This window comes from Pseudomonas sp. S60 (assembly GCF_016647865.1).
Classification (GTDB): domain Bacteria; phylum Pseudomonadota; class Gammaproteobacteria; order Pseudomonadales; family Pseudomonadaceae; genus Aquipseudomonas; species Aquipseudomonas parafulva.
In genome coordinates, this window is record NZ_JACVVH010000032.1 from 51572 (window position 1) to 69749 (window position 18178).

Sequence of the window (18178 nt, forward strand, 5' to 3'; positions counted from 1 at the left end):
GTGCTTACCTCACGGGTGCAACGGGGTTGCAAGGGTTACAGCTGCTGGGTCACGAACTGCAGCATGGAGTCGGCGGTGGAGATCACCTTGGAGTTCATCTCGTAGGCACGCTGGGTGGTGATCATGTTGACCAGCTCTTCCACGGTGCTGACGTTGGAGTTCTCCAGGGTTTGCTGCAGGGTGGTACCGAAGCCGTTCAGGCCCGGGGTACCCACCTGGGGCGCGCCACTGGCCGCGGTTTCCAGGAACAGGTTGCCGCCGATAGCCTGCAGGCCGGCCGGGTTGATGAAGTCGGCGGTCTGGATGTTGCCGATCACCTGGGCAGCCGGGTTGCCGGCAGTGGTGATCGACACGGTGCCGTCCTGGCCCACGGTGAAGGTCTGCGCATCGTTGGGCACCACCACCGCAGGCTCCAGCGCGTACCCGTTGGCGGTGACGATCTGGCCGTCGGAGTTCAGGTGGAAGGTGCCGTCACGGGTGTACGAAACGGTGCCGTCCGGTTGCAGGATCTGGAAGAAGCCACGGCCGTTGACTGCCATGTCCAGGGGGTTCTCGGTGGTCTGCAGGCTGCCGGCCACGAAGCTCTTCTGGGTGCCGACGATGCGCACGCCAGTACCCACCTGCAGGCCGGAAGGCAGTTCGCTGTCCTGGGTCGACTGGGCGCCAGGCTGGCGACGGATCTGGTACAGCAGGTCCTGGAACTCGGCACGGTCACGCTTGAAGCCGGTGGTGGACACGTTGGCCAGGTTGTTGGAAATGACCGTCAGGTTGGTGTCCTGGGCGGACAAACCCGTCTTGGCGACCCAAAGGGCTGGAAGCATGTGTGTTCTCCTCGCGCGCCTGTTTTACGGCACCCGTTCAAATGTGATTAGCCGATTTGCAAAACCCGAGCCATGGCTTCGTCGCCTTCCTTGGCCGTGTTCATCATCTTGACGTGCAGTTCGAACTGCCGGGACAACGCCAGCACCGAGGTCATTTCCTCGACGGCGTTGACGTTGCTGCCTTCCAGAAAACCCGACACCACCCGCACATTGACGTCGGCATCGGCGGGCCGCCCGGAAGCGGTATGGATCAAGCCGTCCAGCCCTTTGGTCATGCCTTTGGTGTCCGGGTTGACCAGCTTGATGCGGTCCACTTCGGCCATCACCCGTGGGCCTTCACCCATGGAGCGGATACTGATGGTGCCGTCTTCACCCACTTCCACCTTCTGCTCGGGCGGGATGGCAATGGGGCCGCCATTGCCGATCACCGGCATGCCGTTGCCGGCACGCAGCACGCCCAGGGCGTCGATGTTCAGGCTGCCGGTGCGCACATACGCTTCGCTGCCATCAGGGGCCTGCACGGCGATGAACCCTTTGCCGGTAACCGCCACGTCCAGGTCACGGCCGGTTTCCACCATCGGCCCTTCGCTGAAGTCGGTTGCCGGGCGCTCGGTCATGGCAAAAGCACGCGCCGGAAAGCTGTCACCAAACACCGGCATCGAGCGGGCCTGCTCCAGGTCTCGCTGAAAACCGTTGGTGGATACGTTCGCCAGGTTGTTGGCATGAGCCTTCTGCGCCAGGGCGTTCTGGCTGGCACCGGTCATGGCCACATAAAGCAGTTTGTCCACAGCATTTCCTCCGCGCGCCACTGCCGCGCTGTCACCTAGGCAGGGTAAAGCAATAATCGAACCAGCTTTGCAAGCCGTTAAAATAGGGCGCTGCAGCCCGTACAAGGCTTAGCAGTGTCAGTTTGTTGTCGTCGGGCTGCAGAAGGCAGGTTGCATCACTGATCGCGGCAGGCCGCGTTGTTGTAAGGCCCCGAAAACTTCATCCAGCCAGGGCCCGGATTGTTCTCGGTGCAGAAGTAGCGGCCGGTGGCCACGCTCTGCCAAAGATAGAAAGGCCTGGGTGCCGCGTAGGCCGACAGGGCCAAGCCAACCCCCAGGGCCGTGAGCAGGGCCAGCGCCCATGCCTTGTTCATTACATACCCCTCCAACCGCCGCCGGTCACCCGGCGGCGCTACCTCACTCAGCTCATCTGGATGATGGTCTGCATGATGGTGCTTTCGGTGGAGATGGTCTTGGCGTTGGCCTGGTAGTTGCTCTGGGCCTTGATCAGGTTGACCAGCTCACCGGTGAGGTCGACGTTGGAGTCTTCCAGCGAAGCGCCGGCAATCTGGCCCAGGGTGCCGGTGTCTGGCGCACCGATCACCGGTACGCCCGACGAGTAGGACTCCTGCCAGTTGGTACCGCCAATCGGGGTAAGGCCCTGCATGTTGGCGAAGCTGGCGACAGCCACCTGGCCAATGACCTTGTTCTGGCCGTTGGTGAAGCTGGCAAACAGCACACCGCTCTTGTCGACGTTCAGGCCCGACAGCTCACCGGTGGCGAAACCGTCCTGGTTCTTGGCAGTTACAGCGGAGGCCGCGTTGTACTGGGTGGTCTTGAGCATGTCCAGGCTGATGCCACCAGTGCTGGCGGTGGCGCCATTGGACGACCACTGGCCGGCAGCGTTTTTCTGCGCAGGGACCCAGTTGTCGAGGTTGAAGGTTTTGTTGGCGTTTACGCTCAGGCCGCCCGTCACCGGCCCTGCAGTGAGGCCATCGGCGTTCAGCGTACCGTCGGACTTGAACGGCAGGTTATTGATCAGCGGCTGGGTCGAGGTCGGGTCGGTAGGATTGCGGCCGTCGATGGTGGTGTACATCTTCCAGGAGTTGGATGCATCGTCCTTGAGGAAGTACTGGTTCAGCTGATGCGCATTGCCCTGGCTGTCATACACGTCGCTGCTGAACGTGTAGTTGTAGCTTTTCACATCGGACGGGTCGAACGGGGTAACGGTGGGCGCCGCATCGCTGGACTTCAGGTTGATGGTCTGCTCGATCTTGCCAGTGGCCTTGGGTGTCAGGTTGGCGGTGTCGATTTGCAGGTTGGTCAGCACACCCTGGATGATCTGGCCGTTGGCATCCACGGCGTACCCTTGCAGGTTCGCACCAGACGAGTTGACCACGAAGCCCTGCTTGTCGCTGTAGAACGCACCGGCGCGGGTGTAGATTTTCGAGCCGTTGTCGTTAAGGGCAAAAAAGCCGTTGCCATCGATGGCCATGTCCAGCGCCTGGCCAGTGCCGTTGATGTTGCCCGAGGTGAAGCGCTGCGATACCGCTGCAGTGGTCACACCGGTGCCGATGGTGGTGCGCCCGGCGCTGGTACCCCGAATGGAGCTGGAATACTGGTCGGCGAACTCGGCACGGGACGACTTGAAGCCGGTGGTGGCAACGTTGGCAATGTTGTTGCCGGTGACGTTCAGGGCCTTGTTTGCTGCGTTGAGGCCGCTAAGGCCGATGTTGTAAGACATGTGCTAACTCCTGAAGGTTGCTGAAGGCCCTAGATGCCGATGCTCTGGATTTTGGAGAGCGGAACACTGCCCAGCCCGGCGAGGTTGAGCGTCATTTCTGCGCCATTGCTGCCCATGGTCACGCTGGTGACACTGGCCGGCAGGTTGGTGGTCATGGCGGTGGCGGTGCCGTCGATCGAGGCCGTGGCCTTGAACGTATAGGTACCTGCCGCCAGCGCGGTGCCGTCGTCGCCCTTGCCGTCCCAGGTGAAATCGACCTTGCCGCCCGCCTGGCTACCCAGCTCGAGCGTGCGCACCAGCTTGCCATCCTTGTCGTACACCCCCACCGAGGTGGCGGTGCTGGACGCGGTCAGGTTCACCGAGCCTTTCATGTCCTTGCTGGTGTCCACCATGGCCTTGTCGGTTTGCACCATCACGTTGCGGCCCACCAGTGATGAGGCCTGCAAGGCCTGGGAGGACTGGAACGCGGCAGCGATGGAGGTCACCGAACTGTTGAGCGTCTGAATACCTTCAAGGCTGCTGAACTGTGCCAACTGGGCCACGAACTCGCCGTTCTCCTGCGGATCGAGCGGGTTCTGGTTTTTCATCTGGGTAACCAGCAGCTGCAGGAACGCGTCCTTACCCAGGGCGCTGCCGGCCGCACCGGTGTTGCTGTTGTTCTTGCTTTGCTGTTGCTGCAGCGACGTCAGGTAGGCACTACCGACGTCAGCCGTGGAGTTGGTGGTGGTCATGTCGGCTTCCTATCACTGGCCCAGGGTCAGGACCTTCTGCATCATGCTTTTGGCGGTGTTCATCAGCTCGGCATTGGTCTGGAACGCACGGCTGGCAGAAATCATGTCGGCCATCTCTTCCACCACATTGACATTGGGGTAGTACACATACCCGTCCTTGTTGGCGGCTGGATGGTTCGGCTCGTAGCGTGCCTCCAGGTTGCTCTGGTCCTCGACAATGCCGGTCACCTGCACGCCCTGCCCGGCTTCGCCCTGGTCTTCGAACAGCGACTGGCTGCTGCCGGCCTGCGCGTTCTGGAACGTGGTGGCGAACACCGGGTGGCGGGCGCGGTAGGTCTGGTCGATGCTCGAAGACACGGTTTCGGCGTTGGCAATGTTGGAGGCAACGGTGTTCAGGCGCGTGTTCTGCGCGCTCATGCCGCTACCGGCAATGTTGAAGACACTGGACAGCGACATGGTCATTCTCCCCGCAGGGCCGAAACCAGCCCTTTGAATTTACTGTTGAGCAGCGTGAAGCTGGCCTGGAAGCCGATGGCATTCTCGGTGTAGTTGGACTGCTCGATCTGCGCATCCACGGTGTTCTGGTCGATCGAGGGCTGCGCCGGCGTACGGAACTTGAGGCTGTCGTCCGCCAGTGCCATGCCTTCGGCTTCGATGTGCCGGCTGTTGGTCCGCTCCAGGCCGATGCGCCCGTTGTTCTGCTGTTTCTCGCTCTCGGCAGCCAGCACCGAGGCGAAATCCATGTCGCGGGCCTTGTAGTTGGGCGTGTCGGCGTTGGCGATGTTGTTGGCCAGTACCTCGGCACGTTGGGCGCGGAAGCCCAGGGCCTTCTCGTGGATACCAAGCGCCTTGTCGAAGCTGATGCTCATATCGGGGAAACCTTCAGAGGTTGACCGGAATTACGTTGAGCAAGCTATAGCAAAGGCTGTGCCAATCGGCCGAAAGCCTTTAGATAGGGGGGCTGAGCGAGAAGTGCCCCAACCGTGATGCCAGAAAAGCGGCAAAGGGCTGCCGCCAGGCGTGCCGAAAGCGGCAATTGCAGGGCGCCATAAGCGGCAAAACAAAAAATTGACAGCACCTGCAACGAAAAAGGCCGGCAACCCTGGTTGCCGGCCTGAAGTACCTTATTTGGCCTGGTAGATGATACCCGGGCTGCATTGCACCATCTGGTAGTGGTCAGGCAAGCCGTTAAGGGCTTCGGAGGCACCCAGGAACAGGTACCCGCCCGGCTTCAGCGTGCTGTGAATGCGCAGCAGGATGTCTTTCTTCACCTGGGCCGAGAAGTAGATCAGCACGTTGCGGCAGAACACCACATCGAACTTGCCGAGGCTGGCGTAGCTGTCCAGCAGGTTGAACGAGCGGAATTCGACCCGGCTGCGGATCGCGGGCTTGACCGCCCAGCGCCCTGGCCCCTTGGTCTCGAAGTACCGCTGCAGGCGCTCCTGGGACAGGCCGCGTGCGATGGCCAGGCTGTCGTATTCACCATTCTTGCAATTGGTCAGCATGGTGCCTGACAGGTCGGTGGCCACAATTTGCGCCCCCATCTTCAACTGGCCCAGGTTGCTGCGTTCGAACTCGTCGATGGCCATCGAAATGGAGTACGGCTCCTGCCCCGACGAGCACGCGGCCGACCACATGCGCAGGCGTTGCCCCGGGTTGGCGCGGATGAACTCGGGGATGACCTTGTTCTTCAGCACCTCGAACGGGTAGGTATCGCGAAACCACAAGGTTTCGTTGGTGGTCATCGCATCCACCACCTGTTCGCGCAGGCCGCTGCGTGGCTGGGTCTGGATACGCTGCACCAGCTCGCCCAGACTCTTGATGCCCTGCTGTTCCATCAACTTGTTGAGACGGCTGGACACCAGGTATTGCTTATTCTCGCCCAGCAGAATGCCACAGGCTTTCTCCAGGAATACCCGGAACTGTTCGAAATCCAAATTACCCGTAGACACTACTGCCGCCTCTTTTCAATCACTGTGGCCGGGGCTCGCCCCGGCTGCTTTCAATGCGTTGCCTTGATCCGGTCGACCACGCGCTGGGCCAGGTCATCCGGCCTGAACTTGGCCAGGAAGTCGTCGGCGCCCACTTTTTTCACCATCGCCTGGTTGAATACCCCGGACAGCGAAGTATGCAGGCAGATGTGCAGTTTTTGCATGCGTGGGTCGCTGCGGATTTCTGCGGTCAAGGTGTAGCCGTCCATCTCCGGCATTTCGATGTCGGAGATCATCATCAGGAACTCCTCTTCGGGCTTCTTGCCCTCCTCCACCAGTTGGTGCAGGTAGTTGAGAGCCTGGCGACCATCATTTAGTGCCACAACCTCCACACCGACCGTTTGCAGGCAACGGCTGACCTGCTTGCGCGCCACCGACGAATCGTCGACGGTGAGCACCCGCAACAGCACGGCCTTGTCCTGCACCTCGGCGTCCACCACCCCGGCGGACACCGACTCCGAAGACGGCGCCACCTCGGCCAGTACCTTTTCAACGTCGATGATCTCGACCATGCGGTTGTCCACACGGGTGACGGCAGTCAGGTAATGGTCGCGGCCAGTGCCCTTGGGTGGCGGATGGATCTCCTCCCAGTTCATGTTGACGATGCGCTCTACCGAATGCACCAGAAAGCCCTGGGTCTTGGTGTTGTACTCGGTGATGATCACGAAGCTGCTGCGCGTATCCTCCTGCAGCGGCCGCAAACCGGTGGCCATCGACAGGTCGAGGATCGGGATGGTCGCCCCGCGAATGTTGGCCACACCCCGCACCACCGGGTGGGCCTTGGGCAGCAGGGTCAGTGCAGGGCACTGCAGCACTTCTCTGACCTTGAAAACGTTGATGCCATAAAGCTGCTCGCCATTGAGGCGGAACAGCAGCAGTTCCAGGCGATTCTGCCCTACCAGCTGCGTGCGCTGGTTGACCGAATCCATAACCCCCGCCATGCCAGACTCCTTAACCTTTCAGCCATTCGTTGCAACTCACCAGGTGAGTCGGCACGGGCTTTGCTTTTTTGAGCGCCATGTACACGAAAACGACATTTTCCCGACGACTGACGCGCCTGCTGACCGGCTTGCTGGCCACGCTGTGCCTGCTGGTGCCTGTTCGCACACTGGCGGACGCGTTCACCATGCCTGAACAGCTTATCGGTGTCACCCAAGGGTTTCTTGAATTCACCGTTGAAGATTATCTGGCAACCACCCAGACGGCGGGGCGTTACGAAATCCAGGTCAACCCGCTGGACCCTCGCCTGCGCATGCCACTGTGCAGTCAGGCGCTTGACGCTTCACTGGAAAGCCCCAGCGTACCGCTTGGCCGGGTGACCGTGCGCGTGCGCTGCGACAGCGCGGCGCCATGGACGGTATTCGTGCCGGCAACCGTGCGCCTGTTCCGGGACGTGGTGGTGGTCACCCGCCCCCTCAGGCGCGACAACGTGGTGGGCGCCGGCGATGTTGCCCTGCGCGAACGCGATGTGGGCACGCTGGGCCAAGGCTTTCTGACTGAACTGGACCAGGCGGTGGGCATGAAAATGCTGCGGCCCACGGTGATCGACCAGGTACTGACCCCGCAACACCTTGAGCAGGCCGAAGTGGTGCGCAAAGGCGACCACGTGGTAATCGTGGCCCGCAGCGGCAGCCTGAGCGTGCGCATGCCGGGTGAAGCCTTGAGCAAGGGAGGCCTCAGTGAACAGATACGGGTGCGCAACCTCAATTCCAAGCGCGTGGTAAAAGCCATGGTGACCGGCCCGGGCCAGGTCGAGGTGAGCATGTAGGCCAGCGGCCGAAGGGTACTGGCGGTGAGGAGGCGCTTTTTCTAAACTGTGTCAGAAATCGGGTTGTGTGCTGATGGAACGCCGGCCACGCATTTTGTGCCTAAAGTTTATTGCGGGTTGGCCGAAAACAAGGCAAGCGTCCATAAACCCAGAGGTTTCTGATCATGGTCATCGACTTCAGTCGTTTGAATAATTCCCCGTCCGTAACGGGCGGTGTGCGCGGTAACAGCGCACCCGGCAGCGCCGAAAAACCGGCGGCCAGCCAGGAAGCGGTAAAAGACACCAGCGCCAGTGGCGAGACGGTGCACCTGAGCCCTGAGGCCCAACAATTGCAAAAGATCAGCGACAAGCTGCGAGATGAGCCCGTGGTCAACAACACCCGTGTGGCCGAGCTGAAACAGGCCATCGCCGACGGCAGCTACCAGGTCGATGCCGGCCGGGTTGCCAGCAAGCTGCTGAATTTTGAAGTACAGCGCTGACCGCTCGGTGCGCTGACTTCATGGACGCTTGAAAAACCAAGAGTTAGCCATGCACGACACTACCCTGCTGCAACTGATCGAAGAAGACATCGCGCCCATGCAGGAGCTGCTCGAGCTGCTGCAGAACGAGGCGGTGGCCCTGCATGGTCGCGACATGCCCTTGCTGGAGCAGATTCTCGCTCGCAAGCAGTCGTTGATCATCCTGCTCGAACAGCACGGCCAGCGCCGCAGCCAGTTGCTGGTCAGCCTGGGGCTGAGCGCAGACCGGGCCGGCGTGCAGGCAGTCGCTGACACTTCCGTGCATGGCGAGGCCATGCTGCAGCGCCTGGACATGCTCTCGCAGTTGATGGAAGCGTGCCAACAGGTCAACCAGACCAACGGCCGCATCATTCAGGTCCAGCAACACGTCACCAACAACCAGGTGCGTATCCTCATGGGCGGCGATTCTCCATCGCTGTACAACAGCCGTGGCAACACCTCACCTCTGGCCAAGCCGCGCGCCCTCAACCAAGTGTGATTTTTCTATCAAGGCACCGTACATACTGGCAAAATGCCGCTAATTTGCCTGTGTCGCTTTTGCCTGGAGACCGATAAGCCGTGTTCAATGAATCCGATGCCCCGCAACCGCCAAAGGTGTTGACCACCCCTTTGGAAATTGCGGCCAACCTGCGGCAGCTTCAGGAAAGCCACGACCCACTGATCATCACCTTCCACGACCGCGGCCACCGCTTCCAGAGTTACGTGGTGCACGTGGACCGTGAAAGCAACACCCTGGCATTGGATGAAATGATCCCCCGCGATGGCGAGAAGTTCATCGAGAACGGCGAGCACTTTCGCGTCGAAGGTTTCCATGATGGCGTACGCATTGCCTGGGAATGCGACCATGCGCTGAAGATCAGCGAAGTCAACGGGCACCGCTGCTACGTGGGTGCCCTACCGGTCGAGATGACCTACCACCAGCGCCGCAACGCCTTCCGCGCCGCGCTGAAACTGTCGCAACTGGTCGACATCATCCTCGACGGCACCCACCTCAAAGGCAATGGCGCCCTGCGCGGCAAACTGCTGGACGTGTCGGCCACGGGCTGCAAGCTGCGTTTCGACGGCAATGTCGAAGACCGCCTGCAACTGGGGCAAGTGTACGAGCGGTTCAAGGCGGGCAGCCCGCTTGGCCTGGTCGACACCATGGTCGAGTTGCGCCACCTGCATTACGAAGAACGCATCAACACCACGTTTGCCGGCGTGCGCTTCCATAACCTGAGCGGCCCTGCGCAGCGCAAGGTGGAAAGTTTCGTGTACCAACTGCAGCGCGAAGCACGGCGGTTCGACAAAGACGACTATTGAGGGTTGAAGGGTTCACCCGCGAACACCAGCCCTCGGCAGGGGCTTTGCGGGTGAACCCGTCGCCAGAAGGCCGACGGGGCCAAGCGCGCCTCACCTTCCCTATCTGGCAGATTCCCTATCGTTTGCGGGTTGCTCCGGTTGCTTCTCCGGGGCTTCGGTGTCTTCTGCCGCCACCGGGGCCTGCATCACATCCTGCACCGTCTGCCCATCCACCCGTGGGTCCAGTGCTGCCGACAGCGGCGAGCCAGCGGCCGGCATTGCCACGTGGCCCAGTGGTGCGTCCTGAACCTGGTGCAACCCGGTAACCGCTTTCGGGCGGATACGCCATACCAGCACCAAGGCGAAGAACACGAAGAAGGCATACAGCATCTGCACACCCAGCAGCTTCATCAGCACGCCGGTCGCCAACGGGCCGATACATGCCCCCACGCCGTAGGTGACCAGCAGCATGGCCGTCAGCGACACGCGCCGTTCGCTTTCCACATGGTCGTTGGAAAACGCAACCGCCAGCGGGTACAGGCAGAACTGCAGCAGCGACACCAGAAAACCGATACCGAACAACAACTCCAATGGCACGCTGGGCAGAATGGCCAGCGGCGCTGCCACCAGCGCCAGCCCGCCTGCCACACTACGGATCAGCACAGCCCGGTCGTAGCGGTCGGACAACCAACCCAAGGGGTACTGCACCACCAGGCCAGCGAAAATACAGCTACCCATGAACAGGCCGACCTGCTCGGTGCTCAGCCCCTGGCTGGCCGCGTACAGGGGCGCGAGGCCATAGAACGAGCCAACGATCAGCCCCGCCCCCAACACGGTACTGAGCGACTGTGGCACCCGCTTGATGAAGAACCTGGGCTCCATGGGGGCCGGCCGTAACGGTGCGGGGTGGATGCGGCGGGTCATGGCTACCGGCACCAGGCACAGGGCAAAGCACATCGCCACCAACATCAGCAATTCAGGGCCGAGCTCTGGGTGTACCACCAGGATCAACTGGCCAAGTACCAGGCCCAGGTAAGACGCGATCATGTACCCGCTGAACACGGCACCACGGTATTTGACGTCCGCCTGCTCGTTCAGCCAACTTTCGATGACCATGTACTGGCACATCATGCCGAGGCCCACGATCATGCGCAGCCCCACCCAGGCCGGCAGCCAGTTGGTCAGGCCGTGGCCCAGCACCGCCGCGCCGACGATGCCGGCACAGGTGGCGTAGGCGCGGATGTGCCCTACCCGGCCGATCAGCCGGTGGCCGACCTTGCCGCCCACGGCCAGGCCAAAGTAGTTGGCCGCCATCAGCGCACCCACCCACAGGCTGTCGACATGGTCGGCCGCCAGGCGCAAGGCCAGGTAGGTACTGAGCAGGCCCGAGCCGATCAACATCATCAGCGCAGCAAAATACAACGACTGAAACGGCTTCCAGATAGTGCGCATACGTCCCTTCAGGCTCCCTCGTCAACGGGCGGTGGGTGCTAGCAGCATAATGGCAAATGTTGCCGGTTTGCAGGCCCCGCTTGCGAATCACAATAGTGTCGGGCGCCGTAGGGCGCCGACAGCCTTGGACCACCGTTATTCGCGCAAGGTCAGACCATTTGGCGGCAGCGGCAACGCGGTCTTGTAACGCACCTGCTTCAAGGCAAAGCTTGAGCGGATATTGGCCACGCCCGGCAAGCGCGTGAGGTAATCCAGAAACCGCTCCAGGGCCTGGATGCTGGGCAGCAGCACGCGCAGCAGGTAGTCCGGGTCGCCGGTCATGAGGTAGCACTCCATCACTTCGGGGCGCTCGGCAATTTCTTCCTCGAAGCGGTGCAGAGACTGCTCGACCTGTTTTTCCAGGCTGACATGGATGAACACATTCACATCGAGCCCCAGCACCTCAGGCGACAGCAGCGTGACCTGCTGGCGGATCACCCCCAGTTCTTCCATCGACCGCACCCGGTTGAAGCACGGCGTGGGTGACAGGTTGACCGAGCGGGCCAGCTCGGCGTTGGTGATGCGGGCGTTTTCCTGCAGGCTGTTGAGGATGCCGATATCGGTACGATCGAGTTTGCGCATGAGACAAAATCACCGGTTTATTGTGTTTATGCGGAATGTTTATCTGGCCTGTTCGGCAAAGGCAATCAACTAGAGAGAAAAATTCTTCCGCAGGGCAACTACCATGTAGGTGACGCTGACCTACTGGTCACAAGCCGGTGCTCAGCCGCGACCGCTTCAAAGCTCACAAAAACAAATACCCGAGCGAGCGTAAACAGCATGAACGAGTACGCCCCCCTGCGTTTGCATGTGCCCGAGCCTACAGGCCGGCCAGGCTGCCAGACCGATTTTTCCTACCTGCGCCTGAACGACGCGGGCCAGGTCCGTAAACCTCCCGTCGATGTGGACGCTGCCGACACCTCCGACCTTTCGGGCAGCCTGGTGCGCGTGCTGGACGAGCACGGCAATGCTCAGGGCCCGTGGGCCGAGGGCATCGACCCGCAGGTGCTGCGCCAAGGTATGCGAGCCATGCTCAAGACGCGTATCTTCGACAGCCGCATGGTGGTCGCCCAGCGCCAGAAAAAAATGTCCTTTTACATGCAGAGCCTGGGTGAAGAAGCCATCGGCAGCGCCCAGGCGCTGGCGCTGAACCGCACCGACATGTGCTTCCCCACCTACCGCCAGCAAAGCATCCTGATTGCCCGCGACGTGTCACTGGTCGACATGATCTGCCAGTTGCTGTCCAACGAACGTGACCCGCTAAAAGGCCGCCAGTTGCCGATCATGTACTCGGTACGCGAGGCTGGTTTCTTCACCATCAGCGGCAACCTGGCCACCCAGTTCGTGCAGGCGGTGGGCTGGGCGATGGCTTCGGCGATCAAGGGGGATACCAAGATCGCCTCAGCCTGGATCGGCGATGGCGCCACCGCAGAATCAGACTTCCACACCGCCCTCACCTTTGCCCACGTCTACCGCGCCCCGGTGATCCTCAACGTGGTCAACAACCAGTGGGCGATCTCGACCTTCCAGGCCATCGCCGGGGGCGAGTCCACCACCTTTGCTGGGCGCGGCGTGGGCTGTGGCATTGCCTCGCTGCGGGTGGACGGCAACGACTTCATCGCGGTGTACGCGGCCTCTCGCTGGGCGGCCGAGCGCGCCCGCCGCGGCCTGGGCCCGAGCCTGATCGAGTGGGTTACCTACCGCGCCGGCCCCCACTCCACCTCCGACGACCCCTCCAAGTACCGCCCCGCCGACGACTGGAGCCATTTCCCGCTGGGCGACCCGATCGCCCGCCTGAAGCAACACCTGATCAAGACAGGCCACTGGTCCGAGGAAGAACACCAGGCCACCACGGCTGAGTTCGAAGCGGCCGTGCTGGCCGCGCAGAAGGAAGCCGAGCAGTACGGCACGCTGGCCAACGGCCACATCCCGAGCGCGGCCTCGATGTTCGAGGACGTGTACAAGGACATGCCCGACCACCTGCGCCGTCAGCGCCAGGAACTGGGGGTTTGAGATGAACGACCATACCAACGGCATCAACCCGGAAACCGCCATGGCCACCACCACCATGACCATGATCCAGGCCCTGCGCTCGGCCATGGACATCATGCTTGAGCGCGACGACAACGTGGTCGTGTACGGGCAGGACGTCGGCTACTTCGGCGGCGTGTTCCGCTGCACCGAGGGCCTGCAGAACAAATACGGCAAGGCCCGCGTGTTCGATGCGCCCATTTCGGAGAGCGGCATCGTCGGCACGGCGGTGGGCATGGGGGCCTACGGCCTGCGCCCCGTGGTAGAGATCCAGTTCGCCGACTATTTCTACCCCGCGTCTGACCAGATCGTGTCGGAAATGGCGCGCCTGCGTTACCGCTCTGCCGGCGAATTCATCGCCCCGCTGACCCTGCGCATGCCCTGCGGCGGCGGCATCTACGGTGGCCAGACCCACAGCCAGAGCCCGGAAGCGATGTTCACCCAGGTATGCGGCCTGCGCACCGTCATGCCTTCCAACCCTTACGACGCCAAAGGCCTGCTGATCGCCTCGATCGAGTGCGACGACCCAGTCATCTTCCTCGAACCCAAACGCCTGTACAACGGGCCATTCGACGGCCACCACGACCGCCCGGTAACACCGTGGTCCAAGCACCCGCAAAGCGCCGTGCCCGATGGCTACTACAGCGTGCCGCTGGACAAGGCCGTGATCACCCGCCCGGGCAATGATGTGACGGTGCTTACCTACGGCACCACGGTGTACGTTGCCCAGGTGGCTGCGGAGGAAACCGGTGTCGACGCGGAAGTGATCGACCTGCGCAGCCTGTGGCCGCTGGACCTGGACACCATCGTCGACTCGGTGAAAAAGACTGGTCGTTGCGTGGTGGTGCACGAAGCCACCCGCACCTGCGGTTTTGGCGCCGAGCTGGTGTCGCTGGTGCAGGAGCACTGCTTCCACCACCTGGAAGCGCCGATCCAGCGCGTGACCGGCTGGGATACCCCCTACCCGCACGCCCAGGAATGGGCGTACTTCCCCGGCCCTTCACGGGTAGGCGCGGCATTGAAAAAGGTCATGGAGGTCTGAATGGGTACGCACGTCATCAAGATGCCGGACATTGGCGAAGGCATCGCCCAGGTGGAGTTGGTTGAGTGGTTTGTGAAGGTCGGCGACGTGATCGCAGAAGACCAGGTGGTGGCCGATGTCATGACCGACAAGGCTACGGTAGAAATCCCGTCGCCGGTCAGCGGCAAGGTGCTGGCGCTGGGTGGCCAACCCGGTGAAGTGATGCCGGTGGGCAGTGAACTGATCCGCATCGAGGTGGAGGGCAACGGCAACCACACGGACGCGCCGCAGGCCAAGGCCGCCGAGCCAGTGCCTGAGGCCGCCAGGCCCCAGGCGGTGCAGGCAGCGCCGCAGAAAGCGGCCGAGCATAAGGCTGCCGCCCCGGTGCCGCGCCAGGCAGGTGACAAGCCGCTGGCCTCACCGGCTGTGCGCAAGCGTGCCCTGGATGCCGGTATCGAATTGCGCTACGTGCACGGCAGCGGGCCGGCCGGGCGCATTCTGCACGAGGACCTCGATGGCTTCATGAGCAAGCCGCACAGCGCTGCCGGGCAGGCACCCGGTGGTTATGCCAAACGCACCGACAGCGAGCAGGTGCCGGTCATCGGCCTGCGCCGCAAGATCGCCCAGCGCATGCAGGACGCCAAGCGCCGGGTCGCTCATTTCAGTTACGTGGAAGAAATCGACGTCACGGCCCTGGAAGCCCTGCGCCAGCAACTCAATGCCAAGCATGGCGACAGCCGCGGCAAGCTGACCTTGCTGCCGTTTCTGGTGCGTGCACTGGTGGTGGCGCTGCGCGATTTCCCGCAGATCAACGCCACCTACGACGACGAAGCCCAGGTGATCACCCGCCATGGGGCGGTGCATGTGGGTATCGCCACCCAGGGCGACAACGGCCTGATGGTACCGGTATTGCGCCACGCAGAGGCCGGCAGCCTGTGGGCCAATGCCGGCGAGATCGCGCGGGTGGCGAATGCAGCGCGCACCAACAAGGCCAGCCGCGATGAGCTGACTGGCTCCACCATCACCCTTACCAGCCTGGGCGCACTGGGCGGCATCGTGAGCACCCCGGTGGTGAACACGCCGGAAGTGGCCATTGTTGGCGTGAACCGCATGGTCGAGCGGCCCGTGGTGGTCGATGGCCAGATCGTTGTGCGCAAGATGATGAACCTGTCCAGCTCGTTCGACCACCGGGTGGTCGATGGCATGGACGCCGCGCTGTTCATCCAGGCCGTGCGCGGCCTGTTGGAGCAACCCGCCTGCCTGTTCGTGGAGTAAGCATGCAACCGATCACTCAAACGACACTGCTGATCATCGGCGGCGGCCCTGGCGGCTACGTGGCGGCCATCCGCGCCGGGCAGTTGGGCATCCCGACCGTGCTGGTCGAAGGGCAGGCACTGGGCGGCACGTGCCTGAACATCGGCTGCATTCCCTCAAAGGCGCTGATTCACGTGGCAGAACAGTTCCACCACGCCACCGGCTACGCAGCGGGCTCGCAACTGGGTATCAGCGTTAGCTCGCCACAGCTCGACATCAGCCGAAGCGTGGCCTGGAAAGACGGCATCGTCGACCGGCTGACCACCGGTGTGGCGGCCTTGCTGAAAAAGCACGGGGTAAAGGTGATTCACGGCTGGGCGAAGATTCTGGACGGCAAGCAGGTGGAGGTCGACGGCCAGCGCATCCAGTGCGAGCACCTGTTGCTGGCCACAGGTTCCAGCAGCGTCGAACTGCCCATGCTGCCACTGGGCGGGGCAGTGATCTCGTCCACCGAAGCCCTGTCGCCCCAGGCCCTGCCCCGTCACCTGGTGGTAGTGGGCGGGGGCTACATCGGCCTGGAGCTGGGTATCGCCTATCGCAAGTTGGGCGCTGAGGTCAGCGTGGTGGAGGCGCGTGAACGCATCCTGCCCACCTACGACAGCGAACTGACCGCACCGGTGGCCGAGTCGCTCAAGGCGCTGGGTATCGCCGTGCACGTCAATCACAGTGTCGAAGCGTATGAGGCCGGCAACCTGCTGGCCCGTGACGGCCAAGGGGCGCTGCTGCGCCTGGAAGCCGACAGGGTACTGGTGGCAGTGGGTCGCCGCCCCCGCACCCAGGGCTACAACCTGCAATGCCTGGACTTGAAGATGAACGGCGCAGCCATCGCCATCGACGCGCAGTGCCAGACCAGCATGCGCAATGTGTGGGCCATTGGCGACGTGGCAGGTGAGCCCATGCTGGCCCACCGTGCCATGGCCCAGGGCGAGATGGTCGCCGAGCTGATCGCAGGCAAGGCTCGCCGCTTCGAGCCTGCTGCCATCGCCGCCGTGTGCTTCACCGACCCGGAAGTGGTGGTAGCCGGCACGACGCCAGAACAGGCCAAGGCACAGGGCCTGGACTGCATCGTCGCGCAGTTCCCTTTTGCCGCCAATGGTCGGGCCATGAGCCTGGAGTCGAAAACCGGCTTCGTGCGCGTGGTGGCACGGCGTGACAACCACCTGATTCTTGGCTGGCAGGCGGTGGGCGTGGCGGTTTCGGAGCTGTGCACGGCGTTTGCCCAATCGCTGGAGATGGGCGCACGCCTGGAAGACGTGGCGGGCACCATCCATGCCCACCCCACGTTGGGTGAGGCGGTGCAGGAGGCAGCGTTGCGCGCCTTGGGGCACGCACTGCACATCTAACCTTTGCCTGCCGCCTGGCAGGCTACTCGGCAATGGCGTTCTTGCCGGCCCCTTTGGCCCGGTAGAGCGCCTTGTCGGCACGCGCCAGCAGCGACTGGCGGTCGTCACCGTCCTGCCACTGCACCACACCGTAGCTCATGGTCAGCGGCCAGTCCCCCACCGGCGCCAGTTGCGCCAGGCCCTGGCGTAACTGGGCCGCACGGCTTTTCGCCTCTGGCAGCGTGGTATGCGGCAGTACCACCACGAATTCGTCACCGCCCCAACGGGCCAGCAGGTCTGCAGCGCGCAAGCTGTGGCGCAAGGTGTCGGCCACCTGCACCAAGGCGGCATCACCGCGGGCATGACCGAAGTGGTCATTGATGGGCTTGAAGTCGTCCATATCCATGGCGATGACCGAAAATGGCTGGCGAAAGCGCTGGGCACGCTCGCACTCACGCCTGAGCGAATCCTCCAGCCGGTAGCGGTTGGCCAGGCGGGTCAGGGCATCGCGCTCGGCAAGCTCGCGGTTCTCGTTCAGTTGGCGTTGCGGCTGCTCATTGACCTTCGACAGTTCACGGGTACGCTCGGCAACCAGCTCTTCGAGCGACTGGTTGCGACGCTCCAGCTGCGCCAGTTGGCGCTTGCCAGCATCGATGTCACGGTGAGCACCGAGCATACGGGCTACCGAGCCATCCGGGTTGCGGGCAATGACATAGCCGCGGTCCTCGATCCACAGGTAACTGCCATCGCTGCAGCGGCAGCGATACTCGACCAGGTAGCGCTCGTTGCGCTGGTTGATGTACGCATCGAAGTGCGCCATCACCCTGGGGTAGTCCTCTGGGTGAATCACGTTCTCCCACGTGAGCACCGAGTTGTCCATGGAATGCACGGGGTAACCGAGCATGGCGTACCAACCTGGGTTGCGGTAAACGTAGCCGGTATTGGCGTCCCAATCCCATACGCCATCGCTGATCAACTCGAACAAGGTATGCAGTTGCTGGTCACTGAAGCCGGAAGGCGCCGGCTTGGTACGCTGATTCATGGAAGCTCCCTGATGCCCAGCAACTACGCTCCACTCAAGGGGCTGCCGACAGTGTTGTACGCCGCACGCGTGAAATTGTTTTTTGCCGTGGCGAGCATATGCGCCTTTGGTCGGCGCTGGAATAGCCCACAAGGCGTAGACCAGACAAGTGGCCAGTTGGGAGGGACAGCCCTGCCCCAGGGGCTGCGCTGTAGCGCAGGAAACTGATTTCGCAAGCATGCGATACCCCCCTGTGGGAGCGGGTTTACCCGCGAAGCAGACAGCGCGGTGTGTGGCACCGGCTTCGCCGGTGTTCGCGGCTGAAGCCGCTCCCACAAGGTGAATTGCGCCAGCATT

20 protein-coding genes are annotated in these 18178 nt (G+C 62.6%); 8 read left to right on the top strand and 12 right to left on the bottom strand.

All coding sequences use genetic code 11. The features are described from left to right. Positions 1–35: 35 nt before the first annotated feature. The 9 genes from flgG to IAE33_RS16825 form a co-directional block, all read right to left on the bottom strand. Positions 36–821: a flagellar basal-body rod protein FlgG gene (gene flgG, locus IAE33_RS16785; RefSeq protein ID WP_028633488.1), complete on the bottom strand. Its 786-nt coding sequence runs from the start codon at positions 819–821 to the stop codon at positions 36–38. Between the two features lie 47 nt (positions 822–868). Further along, positions 869–1609: a flagellar basal body rod protein FlgF gene (locus IAE33_RS16790; RefSeq protein WP_028633489.1), complete on the bottom strand. Its 741-nt coding sequence runs from the start codon at positions 1607–1609 to the stop codon at positions 869–871. Between the two features lie 155 nt (positions 1610–1764). Next, entirely contained in the window at positions 1765–1962 is a 198-nt protein-coding gene (locus IAE33_RS16795) for a hypothetical protein (RefSeq protein WP_028633490.1), read from the bottom strand. 47 nt (positions 1963–2009) lie between these two features. After that, positions 2010–3332: a flagellar hook protein FlgE gene (flgE, locus tag IAE33_RS16800; protein WP_060481420.1), complete on the bottom strand. Its 1323-nt coding sequence runs from the start codon at positions 3330–3332 to the stop codon at positions 2010–2012. Between the two features lie 29 nt (positions 3333–3361). Further along, positions 3362–4063, bottom strand: a complete 702-nt coding sequence (gene flgD / locus IAE33_RS16805) for a flagellar hook assembly protein FlgD (protein ID WP_201164333.1) — start codon at positions 4061–4063, stop codon at positions 3362–3364. A 12-nt stretch (positions 4064–4075) separates the two neighbouring features. Continuing rightward, positions 4076–4519, bottom strand: coding sequence for a flagellar basal body rod protein FlgC (gene flgC, locus IAE33_RS16810; protein ID WP_028633493.1), 444 nt, complete (start codon positions 4517–4519; stop codon positions 4076–4078). A 2-nt stretch (positions 4520–4521) separates the two neighbouring features. After that, a complete protein-coding gene (flgB, locus tag IAE33_RS16815) occupies positions 4522–4932 on the bottom strand; it encodes a flagellar basal body rod protein FlgB (RefSeq protein WP_028633494.1) in 411 nt (136 codons plus the stop codon). A 255-nt stretch (positions 4933–5187) separates the two neighbouring features. Further along, positions 5188–6015, bottom strand: a complete 828-nt coding sequence (gene cheR / locus IAE33_RS16820; RefSeq protein ID WP_201164334.1) for a protein-glutamate O-methyltransferase CheR — start codon at positions 6013–6015, stop codon at positions 5188–5190. Between the two features lie 50 nt (positions 6016–6065). Continuing rightward, on the bottom strand, positions 6066–6995 hold the full coding sequence (locus tag IAE33_RS16825; protein ID WP_028633496.1) for a chemotaxis protein CheV: 930 nt from the start codon (positions 6993–6995) through the stop codon (positions 6066–6068). 77 nt (positions 6996–7072) lie between these two features. Here IAE33_RS16825 and flgA point away from each other — a divergent pair, with 77 nt between their 5' ends. From flgA to IAE33_RS16845, 4 genes are all read left to right on the top strand, one after another. After that, positions 7073–7822, top strand: coding sequence for a flagellar basal body P-ring formation chaperone FlgA (gene flgA / locus IAE33_RS16830; RefSeq protein WP_201164335.1), 750 nt, complete (start codon positions 7073–7075; stop codon positions 7820–7822). Positions 7823–7986: 164 nt separating this feature from the next. Next, on the top strand, positions 7987–8301 hold the full coding sequence (gene flgM, locus IAE33_RS16835; RefSeq protein ID WP_201164336.1) for a flagellar biosynthesis anti-sigma factor FlgM: 315 nt from the start codon (positions 7987–7989) through the stop codon (positions 8299–8301). Positions 8302–8350: 49 nt separating this feature from the next. Next, the gene (locus IAE33_RS16840; RefSeq protein ID WP_028633499.1) at positions 8351–8818 is read left to right on the top strand and encodes a flagella synthesis protein FlgN; all 468 of its coding nucleotides are present in this window, start codon (positions 8351–8353) and stop codon (positions 8816–8818) included. 80 nt (positions 8819–8898) lie between these two features. Then, positions 8899–9642, top strand: a complete 744-nt coding sequence (locus IAE33_RS16845; RefSeq protein ID WP_201164337.1) for a flagellar brake protein — start codon at positions 8899–8901, stop codon at positions 9640–9642. 99 nt (positions 9643–9741) lie between these two features. Here the strand turns inward: IAE33_RS16845 and IAE33_RS16850 are convergent, their stop codons facing one another. Both IAE33_RS16850 and bkdR read right to left on the bottom strand, forming a co-directional pair. After that, positions 9742–11073, bottom strand: coding sequence for an MFS transporter (locus IAE33_RS16850; protein WP_028633501.1), 1332 nt, complete (start codon positions 11071–11073; stop codon positions 9742–9744). A 135-nt stretch (positions 11074–11208) separates the two neighbouring features. Continuing rightward, a complete protein-coding gene (gene bkdR / locus IAE33_RS16855; protein ID WP_028633502.1) occupies positions 11209–11694 on the bottom strand; it encodes a Bkd operon transcriptional regulator BkdR in 486 nt (161 codons plus the stop codon). Positions 11695–11892: 198 nt separating this feature from the next. Here bkdR and IAE33_RS16860 point away from each other — a divergent pair, with 198 nt between their 5' ends. Genes IAE33_RS16860 through lpdA form a run of 4 tightly spaced genes read left to right on the top strand, consistent with a single transcriptional unit; the run spans position 11893 to position 16821 of the window. Then, a complete protein-coding gene (locus IAE33_RS16860) occupies positions 11893–13125 on the top strand; it encodes a 3-methyl-2-oxobutanoate dehydrogenase (2-methylpropanoyl-transferring) subunit alpha (protein ID WP_028633503.1) in 1233 nt (410 codons plus the stop codon). 1 nt (position 13126) lies between these two features. Then, entirely contained in the window at positions 13127–14185 is a 1059-nt protein-coding gene (locus tag IAE33_RS16865; protein ID WP_201164338.1) for an alpha-ketoacid dehydrogenase subunit beta, read from the top strand. Further along, the gene (locus IAE33_RS16870; protein ID WP_201164339.1) at positions 14186–15439 is read left to right on the top strand and encodes a dihydrolipoamide acetyltransferase family protein; all 1254 of its coding nucleotides are present in this window, start codon (positions 14186–14188) and stop codon (positions 15437–15439) included. Between the two features lie 2 nt (positions 15440–15441). Continuing rightward, complete coding sequence (gene lpdA / locus IAE33_RS16875; protein WP_201164340.1) at positions 15442–16821, top strand: dihydrolipoyl dehydrogenase; 1380 nt, start codon at positions 15442–15444, stop codon at positions 16819–16821. 22 nt (positions 16822–16843) lie between these two features. Here the strand turns inward: lpdA and IAE33_RS16880 are convergent, their stop codons facing one another. Further along, on the bottom strand, positions 16844–17842 hold the full coding sequence (locus IAE33_RS16880; protein WP_201164341.1) for a sensor domain-containing diguanylate cyclase: 999 nt from the start codon (positions 17840–17842) through the stop codon (positions 16844–16846). Between the last annotated feature and the right edge of the window lie 336 nt (positions 17843–18178).